23 protein-coding genes are annotated in these 22,988 nt (G+C 62.8%); 14 read left to right on the forward strand and 9 right to left on the reverse strand.

Annotated elements, in window-relative coordinates; genetic code table 11:
• Nucleotides 1-80 precede the first annotated feature (80 nt).
• Genes folE2 through EJD88_RS25300 form a run of 7 tightly spaced genes read left to right on the forward strand, consistent with a single transcriptional unit; the run spans nucleotide 81 to nucleotide 5,700 of the window.
• Nucleotides 81-971 carry a GTP cyclohydrolase FolE2 gene (folE2, locus tag EJD88_RS25270; protein ID WP_158879266.1) on the forward strand — a complete coding sequence of 297 codons (891 nt, stop codon included), beginning with the start codon at nucleotides 81-83 and terminating at the stop codon, nucleotides 969-971.
• The gene (locus tag EJD88_RS25275; protein WP_099586091.1) at nucleotides 968-1,636 is read left to right on the forward strand and encodes a metal ABC transporter ATP-binding protein; all 669 of its coding nucleotides are present in this window, start codon (nucleotides 968-970) and stop codon (nucleotides 1,634-1,636) included. Before folE2 ends, EJD88_RS25275 begins: the two co-directional genes overlap by 4 nt.
• Complete coding sequence (locus tag EJD88_RS25280; protein ID WP_099586092.1) at nucleotides 1,636-2,502, forward strand: metal ABC transporter permease; 867 nt, start codon at nucleotides 1,636-1,638, stop codon at nucleotides 2,500-2,502. The genes EJD88_RS25275 and EJD88_RS25280 overlap by 1 nt, the downstream gene beginning before the upstream one ends.
• Nucleotides 2,503-2,513: 11 nt before the next feature.
• Nucleotides 2,514-3,392 (forward strand): metal ABC transporter substrate-binding protein, encoded by an 879-nt coding sequence (locus EJD88_RS25285; RefSeq protein ID WP_158879267.1) that lies wholly within the window; start codon nucleotides 2,514-2,516, stop codon nucleotides 3,390-3,392.
• Nucleotides 3,389-3,802: a phosphoribosyl-AMP cyclohydrolase gene (gene hisI, locus EJD88_RS25290; RefSeq protein ID WP_099586094.1), complete on the forward strand. Its 414-nt coding sequence runs from the start codon at nucleotides 3,389-3,391 to the stop codon at nucleotides 3,800-3,802. The genes EJD88_RS25285 and hisI overlap by 4 nt, the downstream gene beginning before the upstream one ends.
• Nucleotides 3,799-4,359, forward strand: a complete 561-nt coding sequence (locus EJD88_RS25295) for a DapH/DapD/GlmU-related protein (RefSeq protein ID WP_048721911.1) — start codon at nucleotides 3,799-3,801, stop codon at nucleotides 4,357-4,359. The genes hisI and EJD88_RS25295 overlap by 4 nt, the downstream gene beginning before the upstream one ends.
• Nucleotides 4,360-4,362: 3 nt before the next feature.
• Nucleotides 4,363-5,700 (forward strand): dihydroorotase, encoded by a 1,338-nt coding sequence (locus EJD88_RS25300; protein WP_158879268.1) that lies wholly within the window; start codon nucleotides 4,363-4,365, stop codon nucleotides 5,698-5,700.
• On the opposite strand, the gene EJD88_RS25305 is transcribed toward EJD88_RS25300, so the two are convergent.
• On the reverse strand, nucleotides 5,697-6,218 hold the full coding sequence (locus tag EJD88_RS25305; protein WP_112192808.1) for a DUF3617 domain-containing protein: 522 nt from the start codon (nucleotides 6,216-6,218) through the stop codon (nucleotides 5,697-5,699). The genes EJD88_RS25300 and EJD88_RS25305 overlap by 4 nt on opposite strands.
• A 130-nt stretch (nucleotides 6,219-6,348) precedes the next feature.
• Between EJD88_RS25305 and cls the strand changes: the two genes are divergently transcribed.
• Nucleotides 6,349-7,788 (forward strand): cardiolipin synthase, encoded by a 1,440-nt coding sequence (cls, locus tag EJD88_RS25310; protein WP_112192809.1) that lies wholly within the window; start codon nucleotides 6,349-6,351, stop codon nucleotides 7,786-7,788.
• A gap of 47 nt (nucleotides 7,789-7,835) precedes the next feature.
• On the opposite strand, the gene cfaB is transcribed toward cls, so the two are convergent.
• The 8 genes from cfaB to hflK (EJD88_RS25350) form a co-directional block, all read right to left on the reverse strand.
• Entirely contained in the window at nucleotides 7,836-9,020 is a 1,185-nt protein-coding gene (gene cfaB / locus EJD88_RS25315; protein WP_099586098.1) for a C17 cyclopropane fatty acid synthase CfaB, read from the reverse strand.
• Nucleotides 9,021-9,106: 86 nt separating this feature from the next.
• Nucleotides 9,107-9,895 carry a DNA-binding domain-containing protein gene (locus EJD88_RS25320; RefSeq protein WP_158879269.1) on the reverse strand — a complete coding sequence of 263 codons (789 nt, stop codon included), beginning with the start codon at nucleotides 9,893-9,895 and terminating at the stop codon, nucleotides 9,107-9,109.
• Complete coding sequence (locus tag EJD88_RS25325; protein WP_158879270.1) at nucleotides 9,886-10,731, reverse strand: DUF692 domain-containing protein; 846 nt, start codon at nucleotides 10,729-10,731, stop codon at nucleotides 9,886-9,888. Before EJD88_RS25325 ends, EJD88_RS25320 begins: the two co-directional genes overlap by 10 nt.
• Before the next feature lie 64 nt (nucleotides 10,732-10,795).
• Nucleotides 10,796-11,047, reverse strand: coding sequence for a hypothetical protein (locus tag EJD88_RS25330; RefSeq protein WP_099586101.1), 252 nt, complete (start codon nucleotides 11,045-11,047; stop codon nucleotides 10,796-10,798).
• A gap of 117 nt (nucleotides 11,048-11,164) precedes the next feature.
• A complete protein-coding gene (locus tag EJD88_RS25335; protein ID WP_099586102.1) occupies nucleotides 11,165-13,051 on the reverse strand; it encodes a cation-translocating P-type ATPase in 1,887 nt (628 codons plus the stop codon).
• On the reverse strand, nucleotides 13,048-14,082 hold the full coding sequence (gene hflK / locus EJD88_RS25340; RefSeq protein ID WP_158879271.1) for a protease modulator HflK: 1,035 nt from the start codon (nucleotides 14,080-14,082) through the stop codon (nucleotides 13,048-13,050). Before hflK (EJD88_RS25340) ends, EJD88_RS25335 begins: the two co-directional genes overlap by 4 nt.
• Nucleotides 14,079-15,068 carry a protease modulator HflC gene (gene hflC, locus EJD88_RS25345; RefSeq protein ID WP_371926585.1) on the reverse strand — a complete coding sequence of 330 codons (990 nt, stop codon included), beginning with the start codon at nucleotides 15,066-15,068 and terminating at the stop codon, nucleotides 14,079-14,081. The genes hflK (EJD88_RS25340) and hflC overlap by 4 nt, the downstream gene beginning before the upstream one ends.
• Nucleotides 15,069-15,077: 9 nt before the next feature.
• A complete protein-coding gene (gene hflK / locus EJD88_RS25350; protein WP_158879272.1) occupies nucleotides 15,078-16,982 on the reverse strand; it encodes a protease modulator HflK in 1,905 nt (634 codons plus the stop codon).
• A gap of 317 nt (nucleotides 16,983-17,299) precedes the next feature.
• On the opposite strand from hflK (EJD88_RS25350), the gene EJD88_RS25355 reads away from it, so the two are divergent.
• Genes EJD88_RS25355 through EJD88_RS25380 form a run of 6 tightly spaced genes read left to right on the forward strand, consistent with a single transcriptional unit; the run spans nucleotide 17,300 to nucleotide 22,980 of the window.
• On the forward strand, nucleotides 17,300-17,917 hold the full coding sequence (locus EJD88_RS25355) for a CDP-alcohol phosphatidyltransferase family protein (RefSeq protein ID WP_099586106.1): 618 nt from the start codon (nucleotides 17,300-17,302) through the stop codon (nucleotides 17,915-17,917).
• A 10-nt stretch (nucleotides 17,918-17,927) separates the two neighbouring features.
• Nucleotides 17,928-19,682, forward strand: a complete 1,755-nt coding sequence (locus EJD88_RS25360; RefSeq protein ID WP_158879273.1) for a bifunctional alpha/beta hydrolase/class I SAM-dependent methyltransferase — start codon at nucleotides 17,928-17,930, stop codon at nucleotides 19,680-19,682.
• A gap of 2 nt (nucleotides 19,683-19,684) precedes the next feature.
• The gene (locus EJD88_RS25365) at nucleotides 19,685-20,983 is read left to right on the forward strand and encodes a phosphatase PAP2/dual specificity phosphatase family protein (protein ID WP_158879274.1); all 1,299 of its coding nucleotides are present in this window, start codon (nucleotides 19,685-19,687) and stop codon (nucleotides 20,981-20,983) included.
• On the forward strand, nucleotides 20,973-21,416 hold the full coding sequence (locus EJD88_RS25370; protein ID WP_122306941.1) for a hypothetical protein: 444 nt from the start codon (nucleotides 20,973-20,975) through the stop codon (nucleotides 21,414-21,416). Before EJD88_RS25365 ends, EJD88_RS25370 begins: the two co-directional genes overlap by 11 nt.
• 9 nt (nucleotides 21,417-21,425) lie before the next feature.
• Nucleotides 21,426-22,046 (forward strand): 1-acyl-sn-glycerol-3-phosphate acyltransferase, encoded by a 621-nt coding sequence (locus EJD88_RS25375; RefSeq protein WP_099586110.1) that lies wholly within the window; start codon nucleotides 21,426-21,428, stop codon nucleotides 22,044-22,046.
• A 1-nt stretch (nucleotide 22,047) separates the two neighbouring features.
• Complete coding sequence (locus EJD88_RS25380) at nucleotides 22,048-22,980, forward strand: phosphatidate cytidylyltransferase (RefSeq protein WP_032885177.1); 933 nt, start codon at nucleotides 22,048-22,050, stop codon at nucleotides 22,978-22,980.
• Nucleotides 22,981-22,988: the final 8 nt, after the last annotated feature.

Here is a 22,988-nt window from a genome sequence, read left to right on the forward strand (position 1 = left end):
AAGGCTAGGACAGAAAATTCATCGTCGACTCTATTGTTATACTATAACATGTCGAATTATTTCCAACGATGGACCTGCTCATGAACGCGCTGACTCTGCCGGATATCGCCGCGCAGGCTTCACGCCAAGCCTTGCCACTCGACTGGGTGGGCATGTGCGGCATCGCCCTGCCAATCCTCATCGACGGTCAGCGTCTGACCGCCACCGCCGATGCCGGTGTGAGCCTGGACGACGGCACCGCCCGTGGCATTCATATGTCACGCTTGTACCTGGCGCTGGAAATGCTCGACCAGCAGCCCCTTACGCCTGCACTTCTGCGCAATGTACTGCAGCGCTTTCTCGACAGTCATGAAGATTTATCTAAGAACGCCTACCTGCGTATCCATACGAATTTGCTGCTGAAACGCCCGGCGCTGGTGAGCCCTTTGGCCGGTTGGAAGAGCTATCCGGTCAGCATCGAAGCCCGCCTTGAAAATCAGATGTTCCACGTGGAACAAAAAATTGACGTGACTTACTCCTCGACTTGCCCCTGTTCCGCAGCCCTTGCCAGGCAGTTGATTCAGCAGCAGTTTCTCGAAGATTTCGCCGACAAGCCGTTGCAGCATGAAGCTGTGCTGACTTGGCTCGGCAGCGCCAATGGGATCATCGCCACGCCTCACAGCCAGCGCAGCAGCGCCCAGCTTCACGTACACCTGCAAGGCGATCATCTGGCGCTGACTGACCTGATCAACGACGCCGAAGCTGCCCTCGGCACCGCCGTACAAACCGCCGTGAAACGTGCGGACGAACAAGCCTTCGCCCTGGCCAACGGGCAGAACCTGATGTTCTGCGAAGACGCCGCCCGCCGCCTGAACCTCGCCTTGAAACGCTCGGATGCCGTCAAAGCCTTCCACCTGAAAGTGATCCACGCCGAAAGCCTGCACGCGCACGATGCCGTGGCTGAAAGCCGCTGGACGAGACAGCCTGAATGATCACATGCACCACGTTACGCTGGGGCGCCCCCGGCCAACCGCTCACACCCGCCGTGGATTTCACCTTGGAAAAAGGCAGCCTCACGGGCGTTATCGGTCCCAACGGCTGCGGTAAAAGCAGCTTGCTGAAAGTGATCGCCGGGCTGCAAAAGCCGCTGGCCGGCAAGGTGATCGTGGATGTTCCACGCCGTGGCGGCCTGGCGTTCCTGCCTCAGCAGCAACACCTCGACCGTCAGTTCCCCATCAGCCTGCAAGAGTTAGTCGCCGCAGGTTTCTGGGGCACCCAACTCACCTCGCAGCAACGCAGCCAGCGCCTGCACACGGTGCTGGAGGACTGGTGCCTCAGTGGCCTGGAACAGCGCCCATTGATGGCGTTGTCCGGCGGCCAATTGCAACGCGCGCTGCTGGCCCGTATGAGCCTGGCCGAGTCGCCGGTGTTGTTGCTGGATGAACCCCACGCGGCCCTCGATGAAGAGGGCCAGGCGCTGTGCTGGAAACATATCCACGCCTGGCATGCCGAAGGCCGCACGCTGGTCATCGTTTGCCACGACTTGACGTCCGTACGCCACCACACCGAGCACGTGCTGCATATCAAAAGCACCGGCTGTGTGTTCGGCAATAGCAAAGAGCTGATCCGCCCGCAGCCCCAGATGCAGGTGGCCTGATGCACTTCGCCGCCCACCTGTGGATGCCCTTCGTCGATTTCGTGTTTATGCGCCGCGCCCTGATCGGCGGGCTGGTGCTCGCATGCAGCACCGCGCCGCTGGGCGTTTTCCTGATCTTGCGCCGCATGAGCCTGATCGGTGACGCCGTGGCCCACGGCATCCTGCCCGGCGCTGCGCTGGGCTTCTGGTTCGCCGGGCTCAGCCTGCCGGCGCTGACCATCGGCGGCCTCGGTGCCGGCTTGAGCATGGCCGGCCTGTCCGCTTGGATCACCCGGCGCACCGGTCTGCGCGAAGACGCCAGCCTCGCCGCCATCTACCCGATTTCACTCGCCGCCGGCGTACTGATCCTCGGCATCGCCGGCAAGCGCCTGGACCTCTTGCACCTGTTGTTCGGCTCCGCCCTGGCCGTCGACGCCACCACCCTCACCGGCATGCTCTGGGTGTCCGGGTTCAGCCTGCTCGCCATGGGGCTGATCTACAAACCGCTGCTGCTCGACACCCTCGACCCGCTGTTCCTGCAAACCGTCAGCCGTCTCGGCCCGCTGGCCCATGGGCTGTTTTTGACCCTGGTGGTACTGAACCTGGTGATCGGCTTCCAGGCCATCGGCGCGTTGATGGTGGTGGGTTTGATGATGTTGCCGGCCATCGCTTCACGTTTCTGGAGCCGGCGCCTGCCGGTGTTGATTGCGGTATCGGCGGTGCTGGGATGCCTGTCGGTGTGGCTTGGCTTGTTGTTGTCGTTCTACTACTCACTGCCCAGCGGCCCGGCGATTGTGCTGGTGGCTGGCGCGGGGTACCTGCTGTCCGTGGTCTTCGGTCCGGTGCACGGTTTGCTGCGCCGCCCGCCCCTGCTTACATCCCAATGAGGTGTTTCCCGATGCGCGCTCTACTCGTGCTGTTCAGTCTGCTGCTGCCGCTGTCGATGGCCCAGGCCGCCGACAAACTCCAGGTGGTCACCAGCTTCAGTATTCTCGATGACATCACTCACCAGATCGGTGGCGATCACATCCAGATCAGCAACATGGTCGGCCCGGATGCCGACGCCCACACCTACGAGCCCACGCCGGACGACGCCAAGGCGCTGCTCAAGGCCAAGCTGATCATCAAGAATGGTCTCGGTTTCGAACCTTGGCTGGACCGCCTGGTCACCAGCACCGAAACCAAAGCCACAGTAGTCACCGCCAGTAAGGGCGTGATCTCCCACACCATGGAAGAAGACGGCGAAACCATCCCCGACCCGCACGCCTGGCACAACCTGGCCAACGCTGAAATCTACGTGAACAACATCACCAAGGCGCTGGCTGCCGCCGACCCAGCCAATACCGCCGATTACCAGCGCAACAGCCAAAGCTACCTGAAGGAAATCTATCGCCTGCTGGCCGAAGCCAAGACCAAGTTCGGTGCCCTGCCACCCGGCAACCGCCGCATTGTCACCTCTCATGACGCCTTCGGTTACCTGGGACAGGCCTATGGCATTCAGTTCTTGGCGCCGCAAGGCTTGTCCACCGAACGTGAGCCTTCCGCAGCCGAAGTCGCTGCGCTGATCACCCAGATCCGCAAAGACAAGGTCAAGGCCGTGTTCATGGAAAACATCAAGGACTCGCGTCTGCTCAAGCAGATCGCTGACGAAAGCGGCGCGCAGATCGGCGGCACGCTGTACTCCGACGCCCTCGCCGCCGAAGGCCCCGCCAGCACGTTTACCGGACTGTTCGAATACAACCTCAACACCTTGTGCGCTGCCCTGAGCAAGCCATGAACCTGAGCATGCTCGAACTGGAAGGGGCGGCCATCGGCAGCCGCTTTCCACTCAAACCGGTGCTCGACGCGCTGGCGTGGAACAGCGATGGCTTGATCGCCGCCATCGCCCAGCAACACGGCAGCGGCGCGGTGTTGATGCTGGCCTGGATGAACCGCCAGGCCCTCAACGAAACCCTCGCTACCGGGCAAGTCTGCTATTGGTCGCGCTCGCGCCAGCAACTGTGGCGCAAAGGCGAAAGCTCCGGTCACTGGCAACAGTTGGTAGAAGCGCGCCTGGATTGCGACGGCGACGCGGTGCTGCTGATCGTCAACCAACTTGGCCCTGCCTGCCATACCGGCCGGCCCACCTGTTTCTACAACGCCATCGATGGCGACCACGTCCACATCATCACGGAGCCCAGCGCATGATCCGCAAGAACCCCTCCGGCGATCTGCCAGTGATTGCCGAATCGGCCTACGTCGACAAAACAGCCATCATCTGCGGCAAGGTCATCATCGGCGAGAACGTCTTCGTCGGCCCATACGCGGTGATCCGCGCCGACGAAGTCGACGCCAGCGGCGCCATGGACCCGATCACCATCGGCGCCAATTCCAATATCCAGGACGGCGTGGTGATTCACTCCAAATCCGGCGCGGCAGTCACCATCGGCGAATTCACCTCCATTGCCCACCGCTCCATCGTCCACGGCCCGTGCTCGGTGGGCGATCGCGTGTTCATCGGTTTCAACAGCGTGCTGTTCAATTGCGCCGTGGGCGACGGTTGCGTGGTGCGCCACAACTCGGTGGTCGATGGCCGCGACTTGCCGGCCGCGTTCTACGTGCCCTCCACCACCCGCATCGGGCCCAACACCGACCTGTCGCAATTTCCGCCGGTGAGCGTCAGTGCCTCGGAGTTTTCCGAAGACGTGGCGCGCACCAACGTTGATTTGGTGCGCGGCTACAAAGCCCTGCAAAACGAGTTCTGAACCATGAGCCGCCTGCTGATCCGCAACGCCCGCCTGGTCAATGAAGGCCAGATTTTCGACGCCGATGTGCTGGTCGCCAATGGCCGTATCGAGAAGATCGCCAGCAGCATCACCGGCTGCAATGCGCCGCTGGCCATCGACGCCAAGGGCCAATGGCTGCTGCCGGGCATGATCGACGACCAGGTGCACTTTCGCGACCCCGGCGCGCCGGAAAAAGGCAGCTTTTACAGCGAGTCCCGTGCGGCGGTGGCTGGCGGCATCACCAGCGTGATGGACATGCCCAACACCAACCCGGCCACCCTTAACCTGGAAGCCCTGGCCGATAAAAAGCGTCGTGCGGCCCTGCACTCGGTGGCCAACTACGGCTTTCACTTCGGGGTGAGTAACGACAACCTCGACACCGTCGCGGCCCTCGACCCCTGTGAAGTGGCCGGGGTCAAAGTGTTCATGGGCGCTTCCACCGGCAATATGCTGGTGGACGATCCACGGATTCTGGAGCGCCTGTTTGCCGAAGTGCCGACCATCCTGCTGGCCCACTGCGAACACACGCCAAGTATCCAGGCCAACGAACTGCGCTTGCGCGAGCGTTTCGGCGACAACATCCCCGCCGTCGCCCACCCGCTGATCCGCGATGCCGAGGCCTGCTATCGCTCGTCGTCTTTCGCGGTGGAGTTGGCAAAGCGCCACGACACACGCTTGCATGTGCTGCACCTCACCAGCGCCCGGGAACTGGCACTGTTCGACGACAAGCCCCTGGCACAAAAACGCATCACCGCTGAAGTCTGCATCCATCACTTGCTGTTCGATGACCGCGACTATCACCGCCTCGGCCATCAGATCAAATGCAACCCGGCGATCAAGACCCGCGCCGACCGCGACGCGCTGCGCCAGGCGTTATTGAGTGATCGTCTGGATGTGATTGGCACTGACCATGCGCCGCATACCTGGGCGCAAAAACAGCTGGCGTATCGTGAAGCGCCGTCAGGGTTACCGCTGGTGCAACATGCGCTGCCGGCGTTACTGGAGTTGGTGGCGGACGGCCTGCTGCCGCTGACTACGCTGGTCGCCAAGACCAGCCACCGGGTCGCCGACCTGTTTGCTATCCCGGACCGCGGTTATCTACGCGAAGGGTATTGGGCCGACCTGGTGCTCATCAAACCCGAGCCCGAAGGCAAGCCGGTGAGCGAAGAACCGATCCTCGCCCGCTGCGGCTGGACGCCTTTTGCAGAACGCAGCTTTCGCCACAGCGTCAGCACCACCCTGGTCTCCGGCCACCTGGCCTGGCACAACGGCCAGGTGGTCGACAGCTGCCAGGGTTTGCCGCTGCATTTCTTGCGTTAGGCGCGGGGTTTGACCGTGCCGCAGTCGTTGCCCAACCACTGCGCGTGGGTGTCCAGGCTGCCCTTCTGCTGAATGCCGGTGGCATTGAAGGTGCCGTTGACGGTGGTGGTGAATTCTTTCTGGCTCTGGAAAGTGGCGACACCGGTGCCCTGGGCTTTCGGGCAACTGAAGCGGAATTTCCACTGGTTGCCGGTCTTGTCGGTCACCTCCTGTTTGCAGCCCGATTGCGGGTCGGTCAGGGGGATCGAGTCAGACGCGACCTGCGCCGGCGTCAGGCACACCTGCACGCCTTTGCCGGCCATGGTGATGCCCTGCTTTTCGAGCATGGCACGTTGTTCAGGGGTCATTTGTTGCTTGAGCTGACCGAGGATCAGGGACAAGTCCGGCAGGTCCTGGTTATCGACTTTCATATTGCTGGTGGTCAATTCCCACAAGCCCGGCGCCAGCATCTGCGCCTGCGCTGCCACCGGCAGCGACAAACCAACAACCAAGGACAAGCAGAGCAGACGAGCATTCATCGGGTAACTCCTGAGCAATTGTGGGCGTTAGACGCTGCAAAGGCGCCAGTGTTGCACGCCAAATAAAATAGCGACATTCACAGCCGAACATGGTCTGTTAGGCATTGGATTGCCTGGAGTACCGACGTCCATGGATTTCTTCGGCCCGCACCTGCTCGCCTACGTCATCGCCACACTGCACTTTCTCGGGACTCTCGCCGCGATCCACGCGGTGTTGACCGTCAGGACCGCCCAAGGCTCGATCGCCTGGGCCTTGTCGCTGATGTTCATGCCCTACCTCACGCTCATTCCCTACCTGATCTTCGGCCGCAGCACCTTCGACGCCTACATCCAGGCCCGTCGCCAGGCCAACCAGGAAATGCACACCGCCATCACCGAGCTGAACTGGCGCCCCTGGGTCGAAGAAGCCCTGGCCGCGCGTAACTCCAGTGCCTACGCTTCTTTGCGCGCCATGCCCAAACTGGGCCGTATGCCGTGCCTGGCCAACAATGAAGTACGCCTGCTGGTGAATGGCGACGCCACCTTCAGCGCGATCTTCGACGCGATCCGTACCGCCAGGACGGCCGTGCTGTTCCAATTTTTCATCATTCATGACGACCAACTTGGCCGGCAACTTCACGCGCTGCTGAAGGAAAAAGCCGCCCAAGGCGTGAGCATCTACGTGCTCTACGACCGCATCGGCAGCCACGCCCTGCCCCATCGCTACGTGCAATCGCTGCGCGACGCCGGGGTGCAGGTCAAGGCTTTCGCGACCCGCAGTGGCTGGCTCAACCGCTTCCAGGTCAACTTCCGCAACCATCGCAAAATAGTGGTGGTGGATGGCATCACCGGGTTTGTCGGCGGCCATAACGTGGGGGATGAATACCTGGGCAAAAAACCGCCGTTGGCGCCGTGGCGCGATACCCATGTGCAGGTGAAGGGCCCGGTGGTGGCGTGCCTGCAAGAGTCGTTTGCCGAAGACTGGTTCTGGGCGGCGCGGGAACTGCCGCCGCTGATTCTGCCGGACGCCTACCCCGAAGACGGTGTGCTCTGCCAATTGCTCGCCAGCGGCCCGGCCGATCCGTATGAAACCTGCTCGCTGTTTTTCGTCGAGGCCATTCACGCAGCGACCGAACGGGTGTGGATCACCAGCCCGTATTTCATCCCCGACGAAGCCGTGTTTGCCGCCCTGCGCCTGGCGGTGCTACGCGGTGTGGACGTACGCCTGCTGCTGCCGTCGCGGCCGGATCACCGCATTGTGTATGCCGCCTCCAGCCTCTACGCCATCGAAGCCGTGCGCGCCGGGGTGCGAGTGTTCCGCTACACGCCGGGGTTTCTGCATCAGAAGGTGGTTTTGGTGGACAGCGAAATCAGCGCCATCGGCAGTGCGAATATGGACAACCGCTCGTTCCGGCTGAATTTTGAAGTGATGTTGCTGACCGTCGATGAAGCCTTTGCCAAAGAGGTGGAACAGATGCTGCTGGATGACTTCGCGCAGGCCCATGAAGTCAGCCAGGAAGAAAGCCGCGAAACCCGGCGCCTGCAACAACTGGGGATGCGAGTGGCGCGCTTGATCTCACCCATCCTTTAACCAGATAACACAAAACAAAATGTGGGAAGGGGCAAGCCCCCTCCCACTCAGCGGTACAGATCCTCCCGCGTCCACGGCAGTTCATGGCTGCCATCGGCATGGGGCTTGACCGCCAGGATCTGGTGCAGGTTGATCCAACCCCGTGCAAACGCATAGGCGCAACCGGCCAAGTACAAGCGCCAGATACGCAACGCCTGCTCCGGCACCATCTTCGCCGCTGCCTCCAGGTTGTCTTCCAGCCGCTCGCTCCAATGGTCCAGGGTGCGGGCGTAATGCAGGCGCAGGCTTTCGACGTCGACCACTTCCAGCCCGACTTCGCTGATTTCGGCGGTCATCATCGCCAAGTGTGGCAGCTCACCGTTGGGGAACACGTAGCGCTCGATAAACTCACCTGCGCCACGGCCCACCGGGCGGCCGTCGGTGTGCTTGGCGGTGATGCCATGGTTCATCACCAAGCCGCCTTCACGCACGGCGCCGAACAGGGTCTGGCAGTACTGCGCCAGGTTGGCGTGGCCGACGTGTTCGAACATGCCCACGCTTACCACTTTGTCGAAACGGCCATCCTGGGGCAGGTCGCGGTAGTCCAGCAGTTGCAGGTCGATCTGGTCGTCTAGGCCTTCGGCGCTCACCCGCTCCCGAGCCAATGCCAACTGCTCCTTGCTCAAGGTGATACCAAACACCTTCACCCCGAATTCCCGCGCCGCAAAACGCGCCAGCCCGCCCCATCCGCACCCGACGTCGAGTAAATACTCGCCCGGCTGCAAGCGCAGCTTGCGGCACAGGTGGCGGAATTTGTCTTGTTGGGCCTGGTCGATGGATTCGCTGCCGGTTTCGAAATAACCGCAGGAGTACGCCATGTCCTGGTCCAGCCACAGCTGGTAGAACGCGTTGGACAGGTCGTAATGGTAGGAAATGGCCGCGGCGTCGGTGGCCTTGTCGTGGATCGAGCGCACCGGATGACTGCCACCGTCGTCCTCGACTAGAGCATGACTCAGCTCATCACACACCCGGATCACTTCGCTGATAGAGCCTTCCAACTCCAGTTTGCCCTCGACGAAGGCTTCGCCCAATGAGTCGAGCGTGGGATGGGTCAGTTGCGAGACGACCGTGGGGTCCTTCACCACGATGGTCACACTGGGCTCGGGGCCCAAGTTGAATTCATGGCCGTCCCAGAGTCGCAGACGCAGCGGTAGCTGAAGATTCTGTAAGGCCGGTGGAAGTTGCGCGAGCATGAGTAGTCCCCCCTTGTTTCAGACGTCTGAAATGAGGGTAGACCATCCCAATAAAAGTAGGAGGCTATCGATTTGATAGCCCGCTTCTATGGAGCTCGACGCTGGAGCAAACCGTCCTGGACCCACTGTTTCAGCCATGTAACAGCCTGCAGCGGCGCACCCTCTGCATAAGTGACTGCCAGTTGCTCGCACAGTTCTGCGAAGGTCCAACCGGTCGTCACCATGCCGGACAATGCAAAGGCCTCTGCGGGTTCCAGGCTGCGGTAATGGCACACATGCAAATGGCGCCATACCAGGCAAATCTGTGCGAGGTCCAAGCTGTGGCTGTCGGGGAAGTCCGCGCCATCCTTGCTGGCACGCCAGATGGCGACGCTGTTGAAGTGGCACAGTCGCTGTTGCACGGACGGCATCAGGGTGACTTGCAAACCCGGCCAATCCTCAGGCGGTAGCAGCGCCATGTCATTCAGGGTCAGCGGTTGGCCTTCCAGCGCATCGAACGCCAGGGTGAAGGCCCACTCCAACTGGGCCAGCTCCGCCAACGGTGCACTTTGCTCGGCCACCAGATGCTCGTGGATAAACGCCGGCAAGCGCTCGCCGAGCCAACGCAGGCTGTAATGGGCCGACGGATAACGGCGTACATACGCGTGGGTCAGCGCCGCAAACTCATCATCCCCCAGCCAATACAGGATGGCGCTGAAGTCATGCCGCAACACCTCCTGCAACCGTGCGATATAGGCGTTGTGGTAGATCGCCAGGCCCGTGTCCACATCCAGCGTTGGCCCGCCGAGTAAGGTCGCGGCGAAGCCACTGTTGGCATCCGGCGTTTGCGCTAATAAATGCTGTTCGAAGGCCAACTGCCAATCGGTCAGGCGCATAGCGCTCTCCTGGCCAAGGCCGTGGCGCCCAGTTCGCGGGCTTTGCTCAACTCGGTGAGCAGCTCCTCGAATGGCGGAAAATGGTCATCGCGCTCCAACAATGTCGAGACCGGCCCCAAATGCTCCAGCGTCTGTTGATACAGCGCCCACACCGGATCACATACCGGGTGGTCGTGGGTATCGACTACGTAGTCGCCATAGTCCATATGCCCCGCCAGATGCAGCTGGCGAATGCTGTCGGGCGGCAAGTTGCGGATAAAGGTCCAGGCATCGAAGCCATGGTTGCGCGAACTGACGTACACATTGTTCACGTCCAACAGCAACTGGCAGCCCGACAGATGGGTCAGGGCGTTGAGGAATTCCCACTCGGTGAACTCATCCGACTTGGCGCGCACATAACTGGAGACGTTTTCCAACACCAGCGGGCGCTGCAGTACGTCCTGCACTTGGCGAACGCGGCTGGCGACGTGATAAAGGCTTTCTTCGGTGTAAGGCAGGGGCAGCAGGTCATGCAACTGGTGCGCACTGCCGCGGCTCCAGCACAGGTGATCGGAAACCCACGCCGGCTGGATGCGCTCGGCGAGCTGTTTGATTTGTTTCAGGTAATCGATATCGAGGGCGTGCGGCCCGCCGATGGACAGGGACACGCCGTGCATGACCAAGGGATAGCGCTCGGCTATCGCGTCCAGGAAGTACAAGGCTTTACCGCCCTGCACCAGATAATTTTCGGAGATCACTTCGAACCAATCCACGGCCGGCGATTGTTCAAGGATCTGCTGGTAGTACTCACTGCGTAAACCCAGGCCGTAACCCAGACTTGGAAGGGAAGCGGACATGACTGACTCCTGGGAAAGTGTCCGCAGCGCAGGGGGCTAGCGCTGCGGTTGCACCCGTTGCCGGTTATTCGCCGACTTTGCCGCCAGCCGCGTCGCACGCTGCCTTGGTCATGGACTTGAAGCCGTGGCCCTTGCAGACCGCTTGGCCTTTGCAGGCGTTTTCAGCGGTCTTGCAGTCGTTCATGCCTTTGCAGGAGGTCACACCGTAGCAGTGCACTGGCGCGTCAGCCGCTTGTACCTGGGTGGCAACACCGGCAAACATGGTAGCGGCGGCCATCGCCAGAGCAGCACCAGCAGCAGCGGATTTAATGTTCATTGTTAAAGTCCTCATGATCGGTAGGGGTGTCGGTTTGAACGGATTGCTCAGTCTCGACACACCACTAGAGTGAGGCCCCCCGACGGCGTTACAGCAGTGTGCAAAGATTTCTGAAAATTATTCGTCGAGCTTCAACAGAGGCTCGTGGAAGCGCAGCAAACGCCCGGCGTTTCCCAACACCAGCAACGTGCTGAGGTTGTGCAGCACCGCCGCGATCATCGCGCCTGCGGCACCCAGCCAGCCAAACGCGGCGAACACCACAATCGCCAGCGTCCAGCCCAGACCGATGATCACATTGACCTGCAACGTGTGCCGGCATTGGCGACTCAAGCGCACACAGGTGCCCAGACGGCGCAGGTCGCTGCCGATCAGCACCACGTCCGCCGAGGCCAGCGCGATGTCTGCCCCGCCCGCCCCCATCGCTACGCCAACCACCCCAGCCTTGAGCGCCAGGGAATCGTTGATTCCATCGCCCACCACCATCGGCCGGAAGCCGCTGCCGATCTCCCCCAGCACGCGGTTGAGCTTGTCCTCGGGCAACGCCTGGGCTTCGACATCGCTGATGCCCACGTCCAGGGCCAGGCTGTCGGCCACGCTTTGGCGGTCGCCCGTCAGCAGCAATTGGCGGCCCAGGCCCAGCTCGCGCAGTTCTTGCAGGGCCTGGCGGGCTTCCGGCTTGACGCTGTCGGCCAACAGCAGCCAGGCGAGAAATTGCCCGTTCAGCGCCAGCCCGGCAATCGGGCCGTCATGGTTGGGCACGCCCGTGGTGGCAATGCCCAACTGCGCGAATAACTCCGGCCGCCCAAGGGCCGCTTCGCCCTGCTCTGTGTGTGCCACGACGCCCAGGCCCTGGCGTTCGCGAATATCCGTGAGCGCCAGCATTTGGGCCTGAGTCGCCAACCCCGCCAACGCGCGGCTGACCGGGTGGCTACTGGCCGAACCAAGGCTGGCCGCAAGGTTTAGCAGCGCCTGGCGATCGGTCGAGGATGTCTCGATGGACTGCAATCGCAGCGTGCCATAGGTCAGCGTGCCGGTCTTGTCGACCACCAGTGAGGTCAAGTCCGCCAGCTCTTCCAGGAACGCCGAGCTGCGAATCAAAATTCCATGACGCGCCGCCACCGCGATCCCGGCAATCGCCGTGGCCGGTGCCGACAGCACCAACGCACACGGACACGCCGCCACCAACACGGCGAGCATCGCCTGGGCATCGTTGGTCACAAACCAGGTAACCGCCGCCAGCAGCAGCACCAGCACCATATAGCTGCCCGCGTAGCGCTCCAGCAGCCGCGTGATCGGTGGCTTGGACCGCTCAGCGTTCTGCATCAACGCGATGACCTTGCCCAAGGTCGACTCGTTGCCGGTGCGCGTCACTTCAAGACGCAGCAGGCCGTCGAGATTGATCGCCCCGCCAAATACCTGCACACCCACGCTCGCCTCCAAGGGCACCGACTCGCCGGTGATCGGCGCCGTGTCCAGGCTCGCCTGGCCGGACAACACCACACCGTCGGCGGGCACGCGGTCACCGGCACGCACTTCGACGATATCGCCGGTGTTCAACGTACCGTTGTCCACCTCGACAATGCTGCCGTCAGCCTGCACCAACCGCGCATGGCTGCGGGTCAGTTTGCCCAGAGCATGGATCGCTTCCTGAGAGCCGATCACGCTGCGCTCTTCCAGCACATGGCCGAAGATCATAATGATCGGCAGCAACGCCGCCGTCAGCAGATCGCCAGTGGCCCAGGCGCCGAGCATGGCCAAGGCGATAAGTTGATCGGTGATCCCATGCAAACTGGGGAACCGCAGGCTGTACCACGCCGAACGCATCACCGGCACGGCCACCAGCAGCGAAGCCACGCCCAGCAGCAGCTGACTGACGCCGGTCTGGTCCGGTGCGAGCCAGCGCCACACCAGGCCCAGTACGAGCAAGCCCAGCGCCAGCATGGCCAGGGTCAATTGCCGGGCAGCGCTGCGCTGCTCGGCGGAGGTCAACATAGGTGCGCTCATTGCTCGGCTCCCTGGATGATCAAGCGGGAGTCGTCTTTAGGGTCGACCGTGGTCACGGAACCCGCCTGGCCGAGAATCCTCGGCAGGCGCTCGCGGTACAGTCGCAGCAGCAAACCCGGGTCTTTGACCTGGGCGAGGCTGGCGACCGTGGCGGTTTGCGCCTTGGCACTGGCCAGGCGCTCGCTGGCCTGGGCGTGGGCAACCTGCACCACACGATCCGCTTGCTGATTGGCGGTTTGGGTGAGTTTTTCCGCTTCGGTGCGCGCATTGGCCACCGCTTTATCGGCTTGCTGACTGGCCGTCAGCACCGCATTGAACGCATTCACCGCCGGGCCCGGCAGGCTCGATTGCACATCAACGCGAGTGACTTCGATGCCCAAACCCAGGCCGCTGGAGGTCAACTCCGACAGCCGCTTATTGATGCCTTGCACCAGGTCACCGCGCAAGCGCTCCCGCCGTTCGGCGGCGCTATTGTCGGTGCCGATCAGTTCCGGACGCGCCACCAGAATCGTGTCCAGATCCCGCGCCGCCGTCAGGGCCACGGCGCTGCGCGTGACCAGCCGATCCAAGGCCGGCAACACATGCTCGCCCTGCAACACAAAGGAATACGGTTCGGTGACCTTGTAGAACACCCGCACATCCAGCTGCACCACGCCGGCATCGCCGGTCAGCAGGTAACCGGAACCGGCCAGCGCATCGCTCAGCGGCGTGGCGAAACTGGCCACGCGGTCAGCCTGCACCGCCGCCTCCGAACGCAGCAGGTTTTCCACCCGCCGCTCGATCACGCGGTCGGCAGCCGGCAGCAACACCACTTGCTCAAAGGGCTGCGGCCAGGCCAACAGCAAGCCAGCATTCTGGATGCGGTCGAGGGCGCCGAAGTGCAGCACCACGGCGCGGTTCTGCGGGTCGATCTGGCGCACATTGGAAAATGCCCAGGCCAAGGCCGCCAACACGGTCACCGCGTACAGCGCCATGAAGGTCAGGCGCCCGGCCTGGATCCACGGGCTGTCCGGGCTGTCACGCTCGGTCATGGCTGGACGTCCTTCGGCCCGTCCACCAGTGCGCGAAACGGCGCGGCGTCGGTGCGCAGGATGATCTTGGTGCCCGGCGTCACCACGGTGCCCAAGGTATCCAGCGAGCGCAGCAAGTTGTACAGCTGAGGATTGCCGGCGTAGGCCCGCCCGTAAATCTGCGCGGCCTCGACTCGCGATTGGGCTTCGATATCGGCGGCTTTGACTGTGGCGTCAGCCTGCACGATCCGCGCGTCGCGCTCGGCGGCGGAGCGGATCTGCGCTGCTTCGCGCTTGCCCACGGCGGTGCGTTCGGTGGCGATGGTTTCGCGCTCGGCACGCATGCGGTCGACGGTGGCGGTGAGGGTCACCGAGGGCAGCGTCAGGCGCTCGATGCCGACCTGGGCCACGCGCACGCCGTAGGTGGTGAGCAATTGCTGATCAATCTGCTGGCGCAATTGCGCTTCGAAATCGGCGATGCGCACTTGGCTGGCATCCGTATTGATCAGGCTGGACAGATCAAAACTGGCTGCCGTGGTTTCCAGCGCCGAGCCGACGAAGGTGCGGATCTGCCGCGCCGCCTCATCCGGCTGATTTTGTACTGCACGCATAAAGCGCTGCACATTGTCGGCATCGCCTTGCACCTGCCACGCCACATAAGCCTGCACGATGATGCGCAGGCCGTCGCGGGTGCCTACGTCCTGCAAGCCGCTGGAGGTCGTGCGCAGGCGCAGGTCCACCGGGATCGCCGCCTCGAACGGCGCCGGCCAGCGCCAGCCCAGACCCGGCTCCAGCAGCACCCGCGACGGGTTGCCGAACCGCGTGATCACCGTGGCTTCGCCGGAACGCACTTGCACCAGGCTGGCCGCTGCGACCGCAAACAACACCAGCAACGCGGCCCAGGCCATGCGCCGCCAAGGGAAAGGGCCAGCAGCGTGCACGTCACCGTGGTGGTGGTGGCCATGATGATGGTGATGACCGTGATCGTGAGAATGAGCGCTCAACAGACAGACTCCTTATTGAACGGCGTTACGCGGCAGCGAGGGATCGGCCGGCAAGGTAAAAGAACGCAGATCGATCGTCGGTGCGCCATCGGCGCCCAGGCGATGATCCAGAATCAGCAGCCTGGCGTGGGCCAGACCTTGGCTGAGTTGGCCGAGGTACTGTTCCAGCACGAAGGCTTGGCCGGCGCTGGCGTAGGCCTTTTGTTCGGCGGTGAAACGCAGGTTGGCCGCCTGGGCGCCGGCATTCACTTCGTGGGCAGTGGCCGTGGCTTGATCGCGGGCGGTGCTGGCTTGCAGCAGGGCTTGGTTGGTCTGCTCGCTGGCCGCGCCACGTTCGCGGGAGATCAGGGCCTGGGCACCGATCTGCGCGGCTTGCACGCCGTGATAGGCATTGGCGGCGCCGGCCGGTGGGTGGATGGCTTCGACCACGGTGGCGAGGATTTCCACACCACTGTGGAGCTTGCGCAAATCCGCCTGCACGGCGCGGCCCACGTCTTCAGCCAGGCTGGTGCGTTGCTCGCCGAGCAATTCGTCGAGGGTGCGCGAAGCAAAATCGTGCACGAGGATGCGGCTGGCGGTGCTGCGGATCAGGCTCGGCACGTCCGCGCTGTTATAGGTGGCGGCCAGCGCGGCCTCGTCGGTCAGGCCGATGCGGTAGACGAAGCGCACATCCATATTGACGATCTGGAAGCCCTGTTTGTCGCCGCTGCTGCTGGCGATGACCTGGGATTTGTCGTTCACGTGGCTGGCGTCCCACAAGCGATTGGCAATCAACGGCGCCGGGCCTTCCGCTGCGGCCAACTCGGGCGAGGCGGCTTCGCTGACGCTGGTGGCCAGTTCGTGCACCACGCCGTTTTCCACCTTGATCACACGACCCAACGGCCACGGCAATCCGGCATGCAGGCCAGGGCCGAAGACCTGCACCGGTTTGCCGAAGCGCTCATAAATCCCACGGCCTTGCAGGGGCACTTCATGCACGCCGGTCAGCGCCCAGCCGACCGCCAGCACCACCAGCAGCACCGGCCAAAATGCGCGGCGCATATAGGTAAAGGCCCAGATTTGCCGCAGGTCGATGCCGAAGCGGTTGTGCAATTCGTGCTGCAACGCCAGCAAAGGTTGTGGCGGCCAGCGCAGCAACCCGGCGATAAAACTTTGCGCCATCAGCCGCGGTTCGAGGTGCGGTTGGCGCGGGCTGAACAGTGACAGCGCGCCTCTGAACAGAAACTCCACCGCCACCAGCGCCGGCAGCAGCCCCATCAATACCGCCAGGCGCAACGGCCAGACAGACTCGGCGCCAGCAAACAGCAGGCAAATCGCGCTGACCACCAGGCAACTGATCGCCACCCGGCTCACCTGCGCCAGCTGCGAAGCTTCCGGCCATTGCGCGGCGGTTTCCTGGGCCAGGCGTCGTTCGAACACCAGCAAGCCAAACGCCAGGGCCAAAGCCAGCGCGGCGCCGATGCTGGCGGATTGACCGACAGCTGCAGCCGGCAACGCCACGCTCCAGAACTCGACGATGCTGACCAGCGCCAGCAGCGACCAACCCGCGAGCCAAAGCACGGGCGTGCCGATCTGTCCGACCAAGCGCCCGGCCAGGCGTGCATAGCGACTTGTTTCTTCCTGCTTCAATTCAACCGTCGGCGCTTCAAGCGCCTGGGCGCGCCAATCGGCTACCCACCACGCCGACTGCAGGCAGGCCACCAGCACCAGCAACGCCGAGGCGCAGTTGATCAGCACCACCGGCCAGATCGACACCGGCGCAAACAGCGCGACAAACAACGCCAGCACCCAACCGCCTACGGCCAGGACCGTCAGGCCGATACCGGCCTGGCGCAACCGACGGGCATGGAACAGCCCCTGCTGAAAACGCGGCAGGCCTTCAACCGAAGCGCCGTCAGCTTCTAGATCCACTTGCATCCCGACACGCCCGCTTGCACATAATTCGTTACGATATAACACGGGGCGTGAAATTTTTGTTCGATGAACAGCGTTTTAAGCGGTACATCGATCCAATGTGGGAGGGGGCTTGCCCCCGATAGCGGTGGGTCAGCGCCACATAAGTGACTGACACACAGCGATCGGGGGCAAGCCCCCTCCCACATTTGTCCCTCAGTGCTCTCCAGATCGTGACTAAACCCCCATAAACACGCGCCATCACTGGTGAACGCCGTGATTAATCGGCACACTCCAAACCAGTTTTTCGCGGGCTCACGGACAAGGAAGCGTCACCCCCCATGATTTCGATCTATCAGCTCAAACCGCGTTTTCAAAACCTGCTGCGCCCCCTCGTGCAGCGCCTCTACGACAACGGCACCACCGCCAACCAGATCACCGTGCTGGCCGGGGTGATTTCCCTGCTGGTGGGCCTGCTGATCGCCAGCTTCGCCCACCACCTGTGGCTGTTTGCGCTGATCCCGCTGTGGATGATTGCGCGCATGGCCCTCAACGCCATCGACGGCATGCTCGCCCGTGAATTCGGCCAGCAATCGCGCCTGGGCGCCTACCTCAACGAACTGTGCGACGTGATCGCCGACAGTGCGCTGATCCTGCCCTTTGCACTGATCCCCGGCGTGAGCCTGGCGCCGGTGTTGCTGGTGGCCTTGCTCGCGGTGTTCAGCGAATACGCCGGTGTGCTCGGGCCGATGGTCGGTGCATCGCGGCGCTACGACGGGCCGATGGGCAAGAGTGATCGGGCCTTTGTACTCGGCGTGCTGGCCACCGGTGTAGCGCTGGGCTGGCTCGGCGCGGGTTGGGTCGACACGGTGATGTGGCTGGTCGCCGCCCTGCTCGCCTACACCCTGGTCAACCGCGTACGCCAAGGCCTGAAAGAAACCCCTTCCCCTTCTGCATAAGGATTTTGCGATGCGCGAACAGCAAGCACACACTTTCAGCACCCATGATGGCGTCGAGCTTTTTTACCGACATTGGCCGGCCACTTCCCCTGCGGAGGGCGAGCCACGCCAGGCGATCGTGCTGTTCCATCGCGGCCACGAGCACTCGGGGCGCATCGCCCATCTGGTCGATGAGCTGAACCTGCCCCAATTCGACTTCTTCGCCTGGGACGCCCGCGGCCACGGCCAATCCCCCGGCGAGCGTGGCGACAGCCCCAGCTTCGCCACCAGCGCCCGCGACGTGCAGACCTTCTGCGACCATATCGGCGCCACCTATGGCATCGAAGAGAAAAACTTCGCCGTCATCGCCCAAAGCGTCGGCGCGGTGATTGCGGCCACTTGGGTCCACGATTACGCGCCGAAAATCCGTGCGCTGGTGCTCGCCTCGCCAGCGTTCAAGGTCAAGCTGTACGTGCCGTTCGCCCGTCCGGGCCTGGCACTGATGCGCAAGTTTCGCGGCAACTTTTTCGTCAACAGCTACGTCAAGGCCAAGTTCCTCAGCCATGATCCGGAGCGGGTGGCGTCCTACGACAGCGATCCGCTGATCACCAAGGCCATCTCGGTGAATGTTCTGCTGGGCCTGTACGAAGCGGCCGACCGGGTTGTAGCCGATGCCCAGGCGATCCAGGTACCGACTCAACTGCTCATCTCCGGCTCCGACTTCGTGGTGCATCGAAAGCCCCAACAACAATTTTTCGACCGCCTTGGCAGCCTGAAAAAAGAGCTGCACATCCTGCCCGGTTTCTTCCACGACACCCTTGGCGAACGTGACCGCGCCGTGGCGGTGAGCAGCGCCCGGCGCTTTATCCTGCAAAACTTTGCACACCCGCTGGACCGCGCCTCCCTGCTCGACGCCGATAAACTCGGCGCCACCTGCGCCGAGTCCGAATCCCTCGCCGCGCCGCTGCCGCGCAATTCCCTGCGCGACCTGTACTGGCGCATGACCCGCGCCAGCATGGGCCTGGGCAAGAACCTGTCGGATGGGGTGAAACTGGGCTTCGACACCGGTTTCGACTCCGGCAGCACCCTGGACTACGTGTACCGCAATACGCCCACCGGCAAGGGCGGCCTGGGGCGGATGATCGACACCAACTACCTCAATTCCATCGGCTGGCGCGGCATCCGCCAGCGCAAGCTCAACGTCGAGGAACTGCTGCGCCTGGCCATGGCCAAGCTGCGTGGCGATGATCGCGAAGTGCGTATCGTCGATATCGCCGCCGGCCACGGGCGTTACATCCTGGAAGCCTTGCAGGGCGTGTCGCCGCTGCCGGAATCGATCCTGCTGCGCGACTACAGTGACATCAACGTGCGCGACGGTGGCGCGCTGATCCGCGAGAAAGGCCTGGGAGACATCGCACAATTCGTCAAAGGCGATGCGTTCGACCGCGCCGATCTGGCCGCTCTGGACCCCAAGCCGACCTTGGCCGTGGTGTCCGGGTTGTATGAATTGTTTGCCGATAACGCCATGGTCGGCGGTTCCCTGGCCGGCCTTGCCGAAGCCGTGGAGCCCGGTGGTTACCTGGTGTACACCGGCCAACCGTGGCACCCGCAACTGGAACTGATCGCCCGCGCATTGACCAGCCACCGCCAAGGCCAGGCCTGGGTGATGCGCCGCCGCAGCCAGGCAGAAATGGATCAATTGGTGGAGGCCGCAGGTTTCCGCAAGATCACCCAGCGTGTGGATGAGTGGGGCATCTTTACCGTGTCCCTGGCACAGAAGATCTGAACATGCGCGAACCCGGTTTGTTGAAACCCGCAGTGCTGTGGCTGCTACTGCTGGCACCGCTGTTTTTCAGCACCTACGGCTTTGCCACGTGGGTCACCAGCCAGCGCAGCGACGTGGGCACGCTGGTGTTCGGCTGGGAAACCCATATGCCGTTCTGGGCCTGGACCATCGTGCCCTACTGGTCCATCGACCTGCTGTATGGTTTCTCGCTGCTGCTGCCGAGCACCCGTCACGAACTCAAGCAGCATGCGCTGCGCCTGCTGAGTGCCCAAGTGATTGCGGTGAGCTGCTTCCTGATCTGGCCGCTGCGCTTCACCTTCGAACGGCCGGAGCTGGATGGCGTGTTTGGTTGGCTGTTTGCGGTGCTGGCGGGCTTCGACAAGCCGTTCAACCAGGCACCGTCGCTGCATATCGCGCTGCTGGTGATCTTGTGGGTCATGTTCCAACGTCATACCCAAGGTTTCTGGCGCTGGCTGGTGCATGGCTGGTTCGCGCTCATCGGGATTTCGGTGCTGACCACTTATCAACATCACTTTATCGACTTACCCACAGGCGCCCTCGCCGGTTGGCTATGCGTGTGGTTGTGGCCGCTGGAACATCCGAGCCCGCTGCTGAATGCACGACTTGCCCGAGATGCGAAGCGCTGGCGGCTGGGCGTGCGTTACGGCTTGGGCGCGCTGGCGTTGATCATCCTGGCCTTTAGCCTTGGCGGATGGTGGCTGTGGCTGCTGTGGCCAGCGGTTTCCCTGGGGTTGGTCACGGCGAATTACTGCGTGCTGGGGGCTGCGGGTTTCCAGAAGCGCGCCGATGGCCGGCTCACTCCCGCCGCTCGCTGGTTGTATGCGCCCTACCTGGCGGGCGCCTGGATCAACTCCCGGCTGTGGACACGCAAACATCCACAGCCTGACCAGATTGTGGATAACGTTTGGCTGGGGCGGATTCCTACCGCAAAGGAGCAGGGTTCGTTCAGCGCCATCGTCGATCTCTGCGCCGAACTGCCGATTAATCCACAGGACCGCGCCTATCAATGCATTCCCGTGCTGGACCTGATCGCACCGACACCCGCCGAATGCCTGCAAGCGGCTGAGGCCATCGAACGCCTGCGTGCAAGCGGCTCGTTGCTGGTGTGCTGCGCCCTGGGCTACTCACGCAGCGCCACTGCTGTCGCCGCGTGGTTGTTGCACAGTGGGCGAGCCACCACGGTGGACCAAGCGCTGACTATTATTCGTACAGCGCGGACCGATGTGGTCCTGCACCCCGCTCACCGTGAAGCGTTGGAGGGTTTGCCCCATGCCCGCTGATATGGAACTCCAGGTCGTCGCCAGCCTGCTGCGTCGCGGCCGCTCGCTGGATCAGTTATCCACAGGCCTGACCGTGGCCGGTGTGTTGTTCGGCCTGGCGCAGTTGCTGATGCCGAGTGTTACGCCGATCTGCCTGTTGCTCAGCCTGTGGATGATCATCCTCGGGCTGTTGCAAAAGTACTGGGCGCTGCGTGTGGCCTTCGACGCCGACCTGTTCGCGTTGCTGGCCCGTGATACTGAGCGCACCGCCGACCTCGACCAGGCGCTGCAAACCCTCGGCCTGCAATCGCCCAAGCGTGCCGGCCGCCCCTGGACCGAGCGCCGTCGCGGCGCCCTCAAACTGTTGCGCAAACAAGCCTGGCTGCTGGGCGCGCAAGCGCTGCTGACCCTGGGCGTGATCCTCGCCAGCCCTTGGCTGCCTTTCGCCGGATAAGGAATCCCCATGTTCGAACCCGTGGTCGCCACGCTGATTACCTCCATGGCCCGCACCGTCACCGGGGCCCGCAGCCTGTGGCTGGGGTGTGCGCCGGTGCCGGTGCAACGCATCTATTTCGCCAACCACAGCAGCCACGGCGACTTTGTGCTGCTGTGGGCCTCGTTGCCGCAAAACCTGCGCAAATTCACGCGCCCGGTGGCCGGCAGCGATTACTGGAATAAAAGCGCGCTGCGTCGCTACATCATCAACCGGGTGTTCAACGGCGTGCTGATCGATCGCGAACGCAAAGAGCCTGTGGATAACCCTTTGCAGCCGATGCTCGCCGCCCTGGAAGGCGGCGATTCGTTGATCATCTTCCCTGAAGGCACGCGCAATCCGGAGGACGGCTTGCTGCCGTTCAAAAGCGGCCTGTACCACCTGGCAAAAAGTTACCCACAGGCCGAATTGATCCCGGTGTGGATCGCCAACCTCAACCGGGTCATGCCCAAGGGGCGGGTCTTGCCGCTGCCGTTGTTATGCACAACCAGCTTTGGTGCGCCACTGCAACTGGAGGACGGTGAAGATAAGGCGCTGTTCCTGGCCCGTACCCGCGACGCCTTGCTCGCCCTCGCCCCGGAGCATGTCTGACATGGATAGCCAAACCCTGATGTTATTCGGCGGGATCGGCGCGATCCTGGTGCTCGCCTCGCTGATCGGCCTGATCCTCAAACTGCGCACCCGTGGCACGCCAAACGCGGTAATCGACAACCTCAACGCCCGCATCAACGCCTGGTGGGTGATGGTGGTGGTGATCGGCATCGCCTTCTGGCTCGGCACCGGCGCGGTGATCCTGTTGTTCTACGCGGTGTCGTTCTACGCCCTGCGCGAATTCCTCACCCTCACGCCGACCCGGCGCAGCGACTACCCGGCGCTGGTGGCGGCGTTTTACCTGGCGTTGCCACTGCAATACCTGCTGATTTATTCGGACTGGTACGGGCTGTTCTCGATCTTCATCCCGGTGTACGTGTTTTTGCTGCTGCCGATCCTCGCCTCGCTGGGCGGCGACACCACGCACTTCCTGGAACGTGCCTCGAAAGTGCAATGGGGCCTGATGATCGCGGTGTTCTGCGTGTCCTTCGTCCCGGCGTTGCTGACGCTGGACATCCCCGGCTACGAAGGCCGCAACCTGCTGCTGATCGCCTACCTGGTGATCGTGGTGCAACTGTCAGACGTGCTCCAGTACGTGTGTGGGAAATTGTTCGGCAAACACAAGATCGCGCCCAACCTGTCGCCGTCTAAAACCGTGGAAGGCTTTGTCGGCGGGATTTTGCTGTCATCGCTGATCGGTGCGGCGCTGTGGTGGACCACACCGTTCAACCCGTGGCAGTCGTTTTTGATTGCGCTGCTGATCAACCTGCTGGGGTTTGCCGGTGGGATTGTGATGTCGGCAATCAAGCGCGACCGGGGCGTGAAAGACTGGGGTCACATGATCGAAGGCCATGGCGGGATGCTGGATCGGTTGGATTCGGTGTGTTTTGCGGCGCCGATCTTCTTCCACCTGGTGCGCTACTGGTGGACGTGACCCCACCG

The sequence above is a fragment of the Pseudomonas sp. PB105 genome (assembly GCF_009764655.1).
Taxonomy (GTDB): Bacteria; Pseudomonadota; Gammaproteobacteria; order Pseudomonadales; family Pseudomonadaceae; genus Aquipseudomonas; species Aquipseudomonas cyclaminis.

Bases quoted from the DNA above. Each gene is read 5' to 3' on its own strand.
- folE2 (WP_158879266.1), top strand. From the start codon at position 81: ATGAACGCGCTGACTCTGCCGGATATCGCCGCGCAGGCTTCACGCCAA.
- EJD88_RS25275 (WP_099586091.1), top strand. From the start codon at position 968: ATGATCACATGCACCACGTTACGCTGGGGCGCCCCCGGCCAACCGCTC.
- EJD88_RS25280 (WP_099586092.1), top strand. From the start codon at position 1,636: ATGCACTTCGCCGCCCACCTGTGGATGCCCTTCGTCGATTTCGTGTTT.
- EJD88_RS25285 (WP_158879267.1), top strand. From the start codon at position 2,514: ATGCGCGCTCTACTCGTGCTGTTCAGTCTGCTGCTGCCGCTGTCGATG.
- hisI (WP_099586094.1), top strand. From the start codon at position 3,389: ATGAACCTGAGCATGCTCGAACTGGAAGGGGCGGCCATCGGCAGCCGC.
- EJD88_RS25295 (WP_048721911.1), top strand. From the start codon at position 3,799: ATGATCCGCAAGAACCCCTCCGGCGATCTGCCAGTGATTGCCGAATCG.
- EJD88_RS25300 (WP_158879268.1), top strand. From the start codon at position 4,363: ATGAGCCGCCTGCTGATCCGCAACGCCCGCCTGGTCAATGAAGGCCAG.
- EJD88_RS25305 (WP_112192808.1), bottom strand. From the start codon at position 6,218: ATGAATGCTCGTCTGCTCTGCTTGTCCTTGGTTGTTGGTTTGTCGCTG.
- cls (WP_112192809.1), top strand. From the start codon at position 6,349: ATGGATTTCTTCGGCCCGCACCTGCTCGCCTACGTCATCGCCACACTG.
- cfaB (WP_099586098.1), bottom strand. From the start codon at position 9,020: ATGCTCGCGCAACTTCCACCGGCCTTACAGAATCTTCAGCTACCGCTG.
- EJD88_RS25320 (WP_158879269.1), bottom strand. From the start codon at position 9,895: ATGCGCCTGACCGATTGGCAGTTGGCCTTCGAACAGCATTTATTAGCG.
- EJD88_RS25325 (WP_158879270.1), bottom strand. From the start codon at position 10,731: ATGTCCGCTTCCCTTCCAAGTCTGGGTTACGGCCTGGGTTTACGCAGT.
- EJD88_RS25330 (WP_099586101.1), bottom strand. From the start codon at position 11,047: ATGAACATTAAATCCGCTGCTGCTGGTGCTGCTCTGGCGATGGCCGCC.
- EJD88_RS25335 (WP_099586102.1), bottom strand. From the start codon at position 13,051: ATGAGCGCACCTATGTTGACCTCCGCCGAGCAGCGCAGCGCTGCCCGG.
- hflK (WP_158879271.1), bottom strand. From the start codon at position 14,082: ATGACCGAGCGTGACAGCCCGGACAGCCCGTGGATCCAGGCCGGGCGC.
- hflK (WP_158879272.1), bottom strand. From the start codon at position 16,982: ATGCAAGTGGATCTAGAAGCTGACGGCGCTTCGGTTGAAGGCCTGCCG.
- EJD88_RS25355 (WP_099586106.1), top strand. From the start codon at position 17,300: ATGATTTCGATCTATCAGCTCAAACCGCGTTTTCAAAACCTGCTGCGC.
- EJD88_RS25360 (WP_158879273.1), top strand. From the start codon at position 17,928: ATGCGCGAACAGCAAGCACACACTTTCAGCACCCATGATGGCGTCGAG.
- EJD88_RS25365 (WP_158879274.1), top strand. From the start codon at position 19,685: ATGCGCGAACCCGGTTTGTTGAAACCCGCAGTGCTGTGGCTGCTACTG.
- EJD88_RS25370 (WP_122306941.1), top strand. From the start codon at position 20,973: ATGCCCGCTGATATGGAACTCCAGGTCGTCGCCAGCCTGCTGCGTCGC.
- EJD88_RS25375 (WP_099586110.1), top strand. From the start codon at position 21,426: ATGTTCGAACCCGTGGTCGCCACGCTGATTACCTCCATGGCCCGCACC.
- EJD88_RS25380 (WP_032885177.1), top strand. From the start codon at position 22,048: ATGGATAGCCAAACCCTGATGTTATTCGGCGGGATCGGCGCGATCCTG.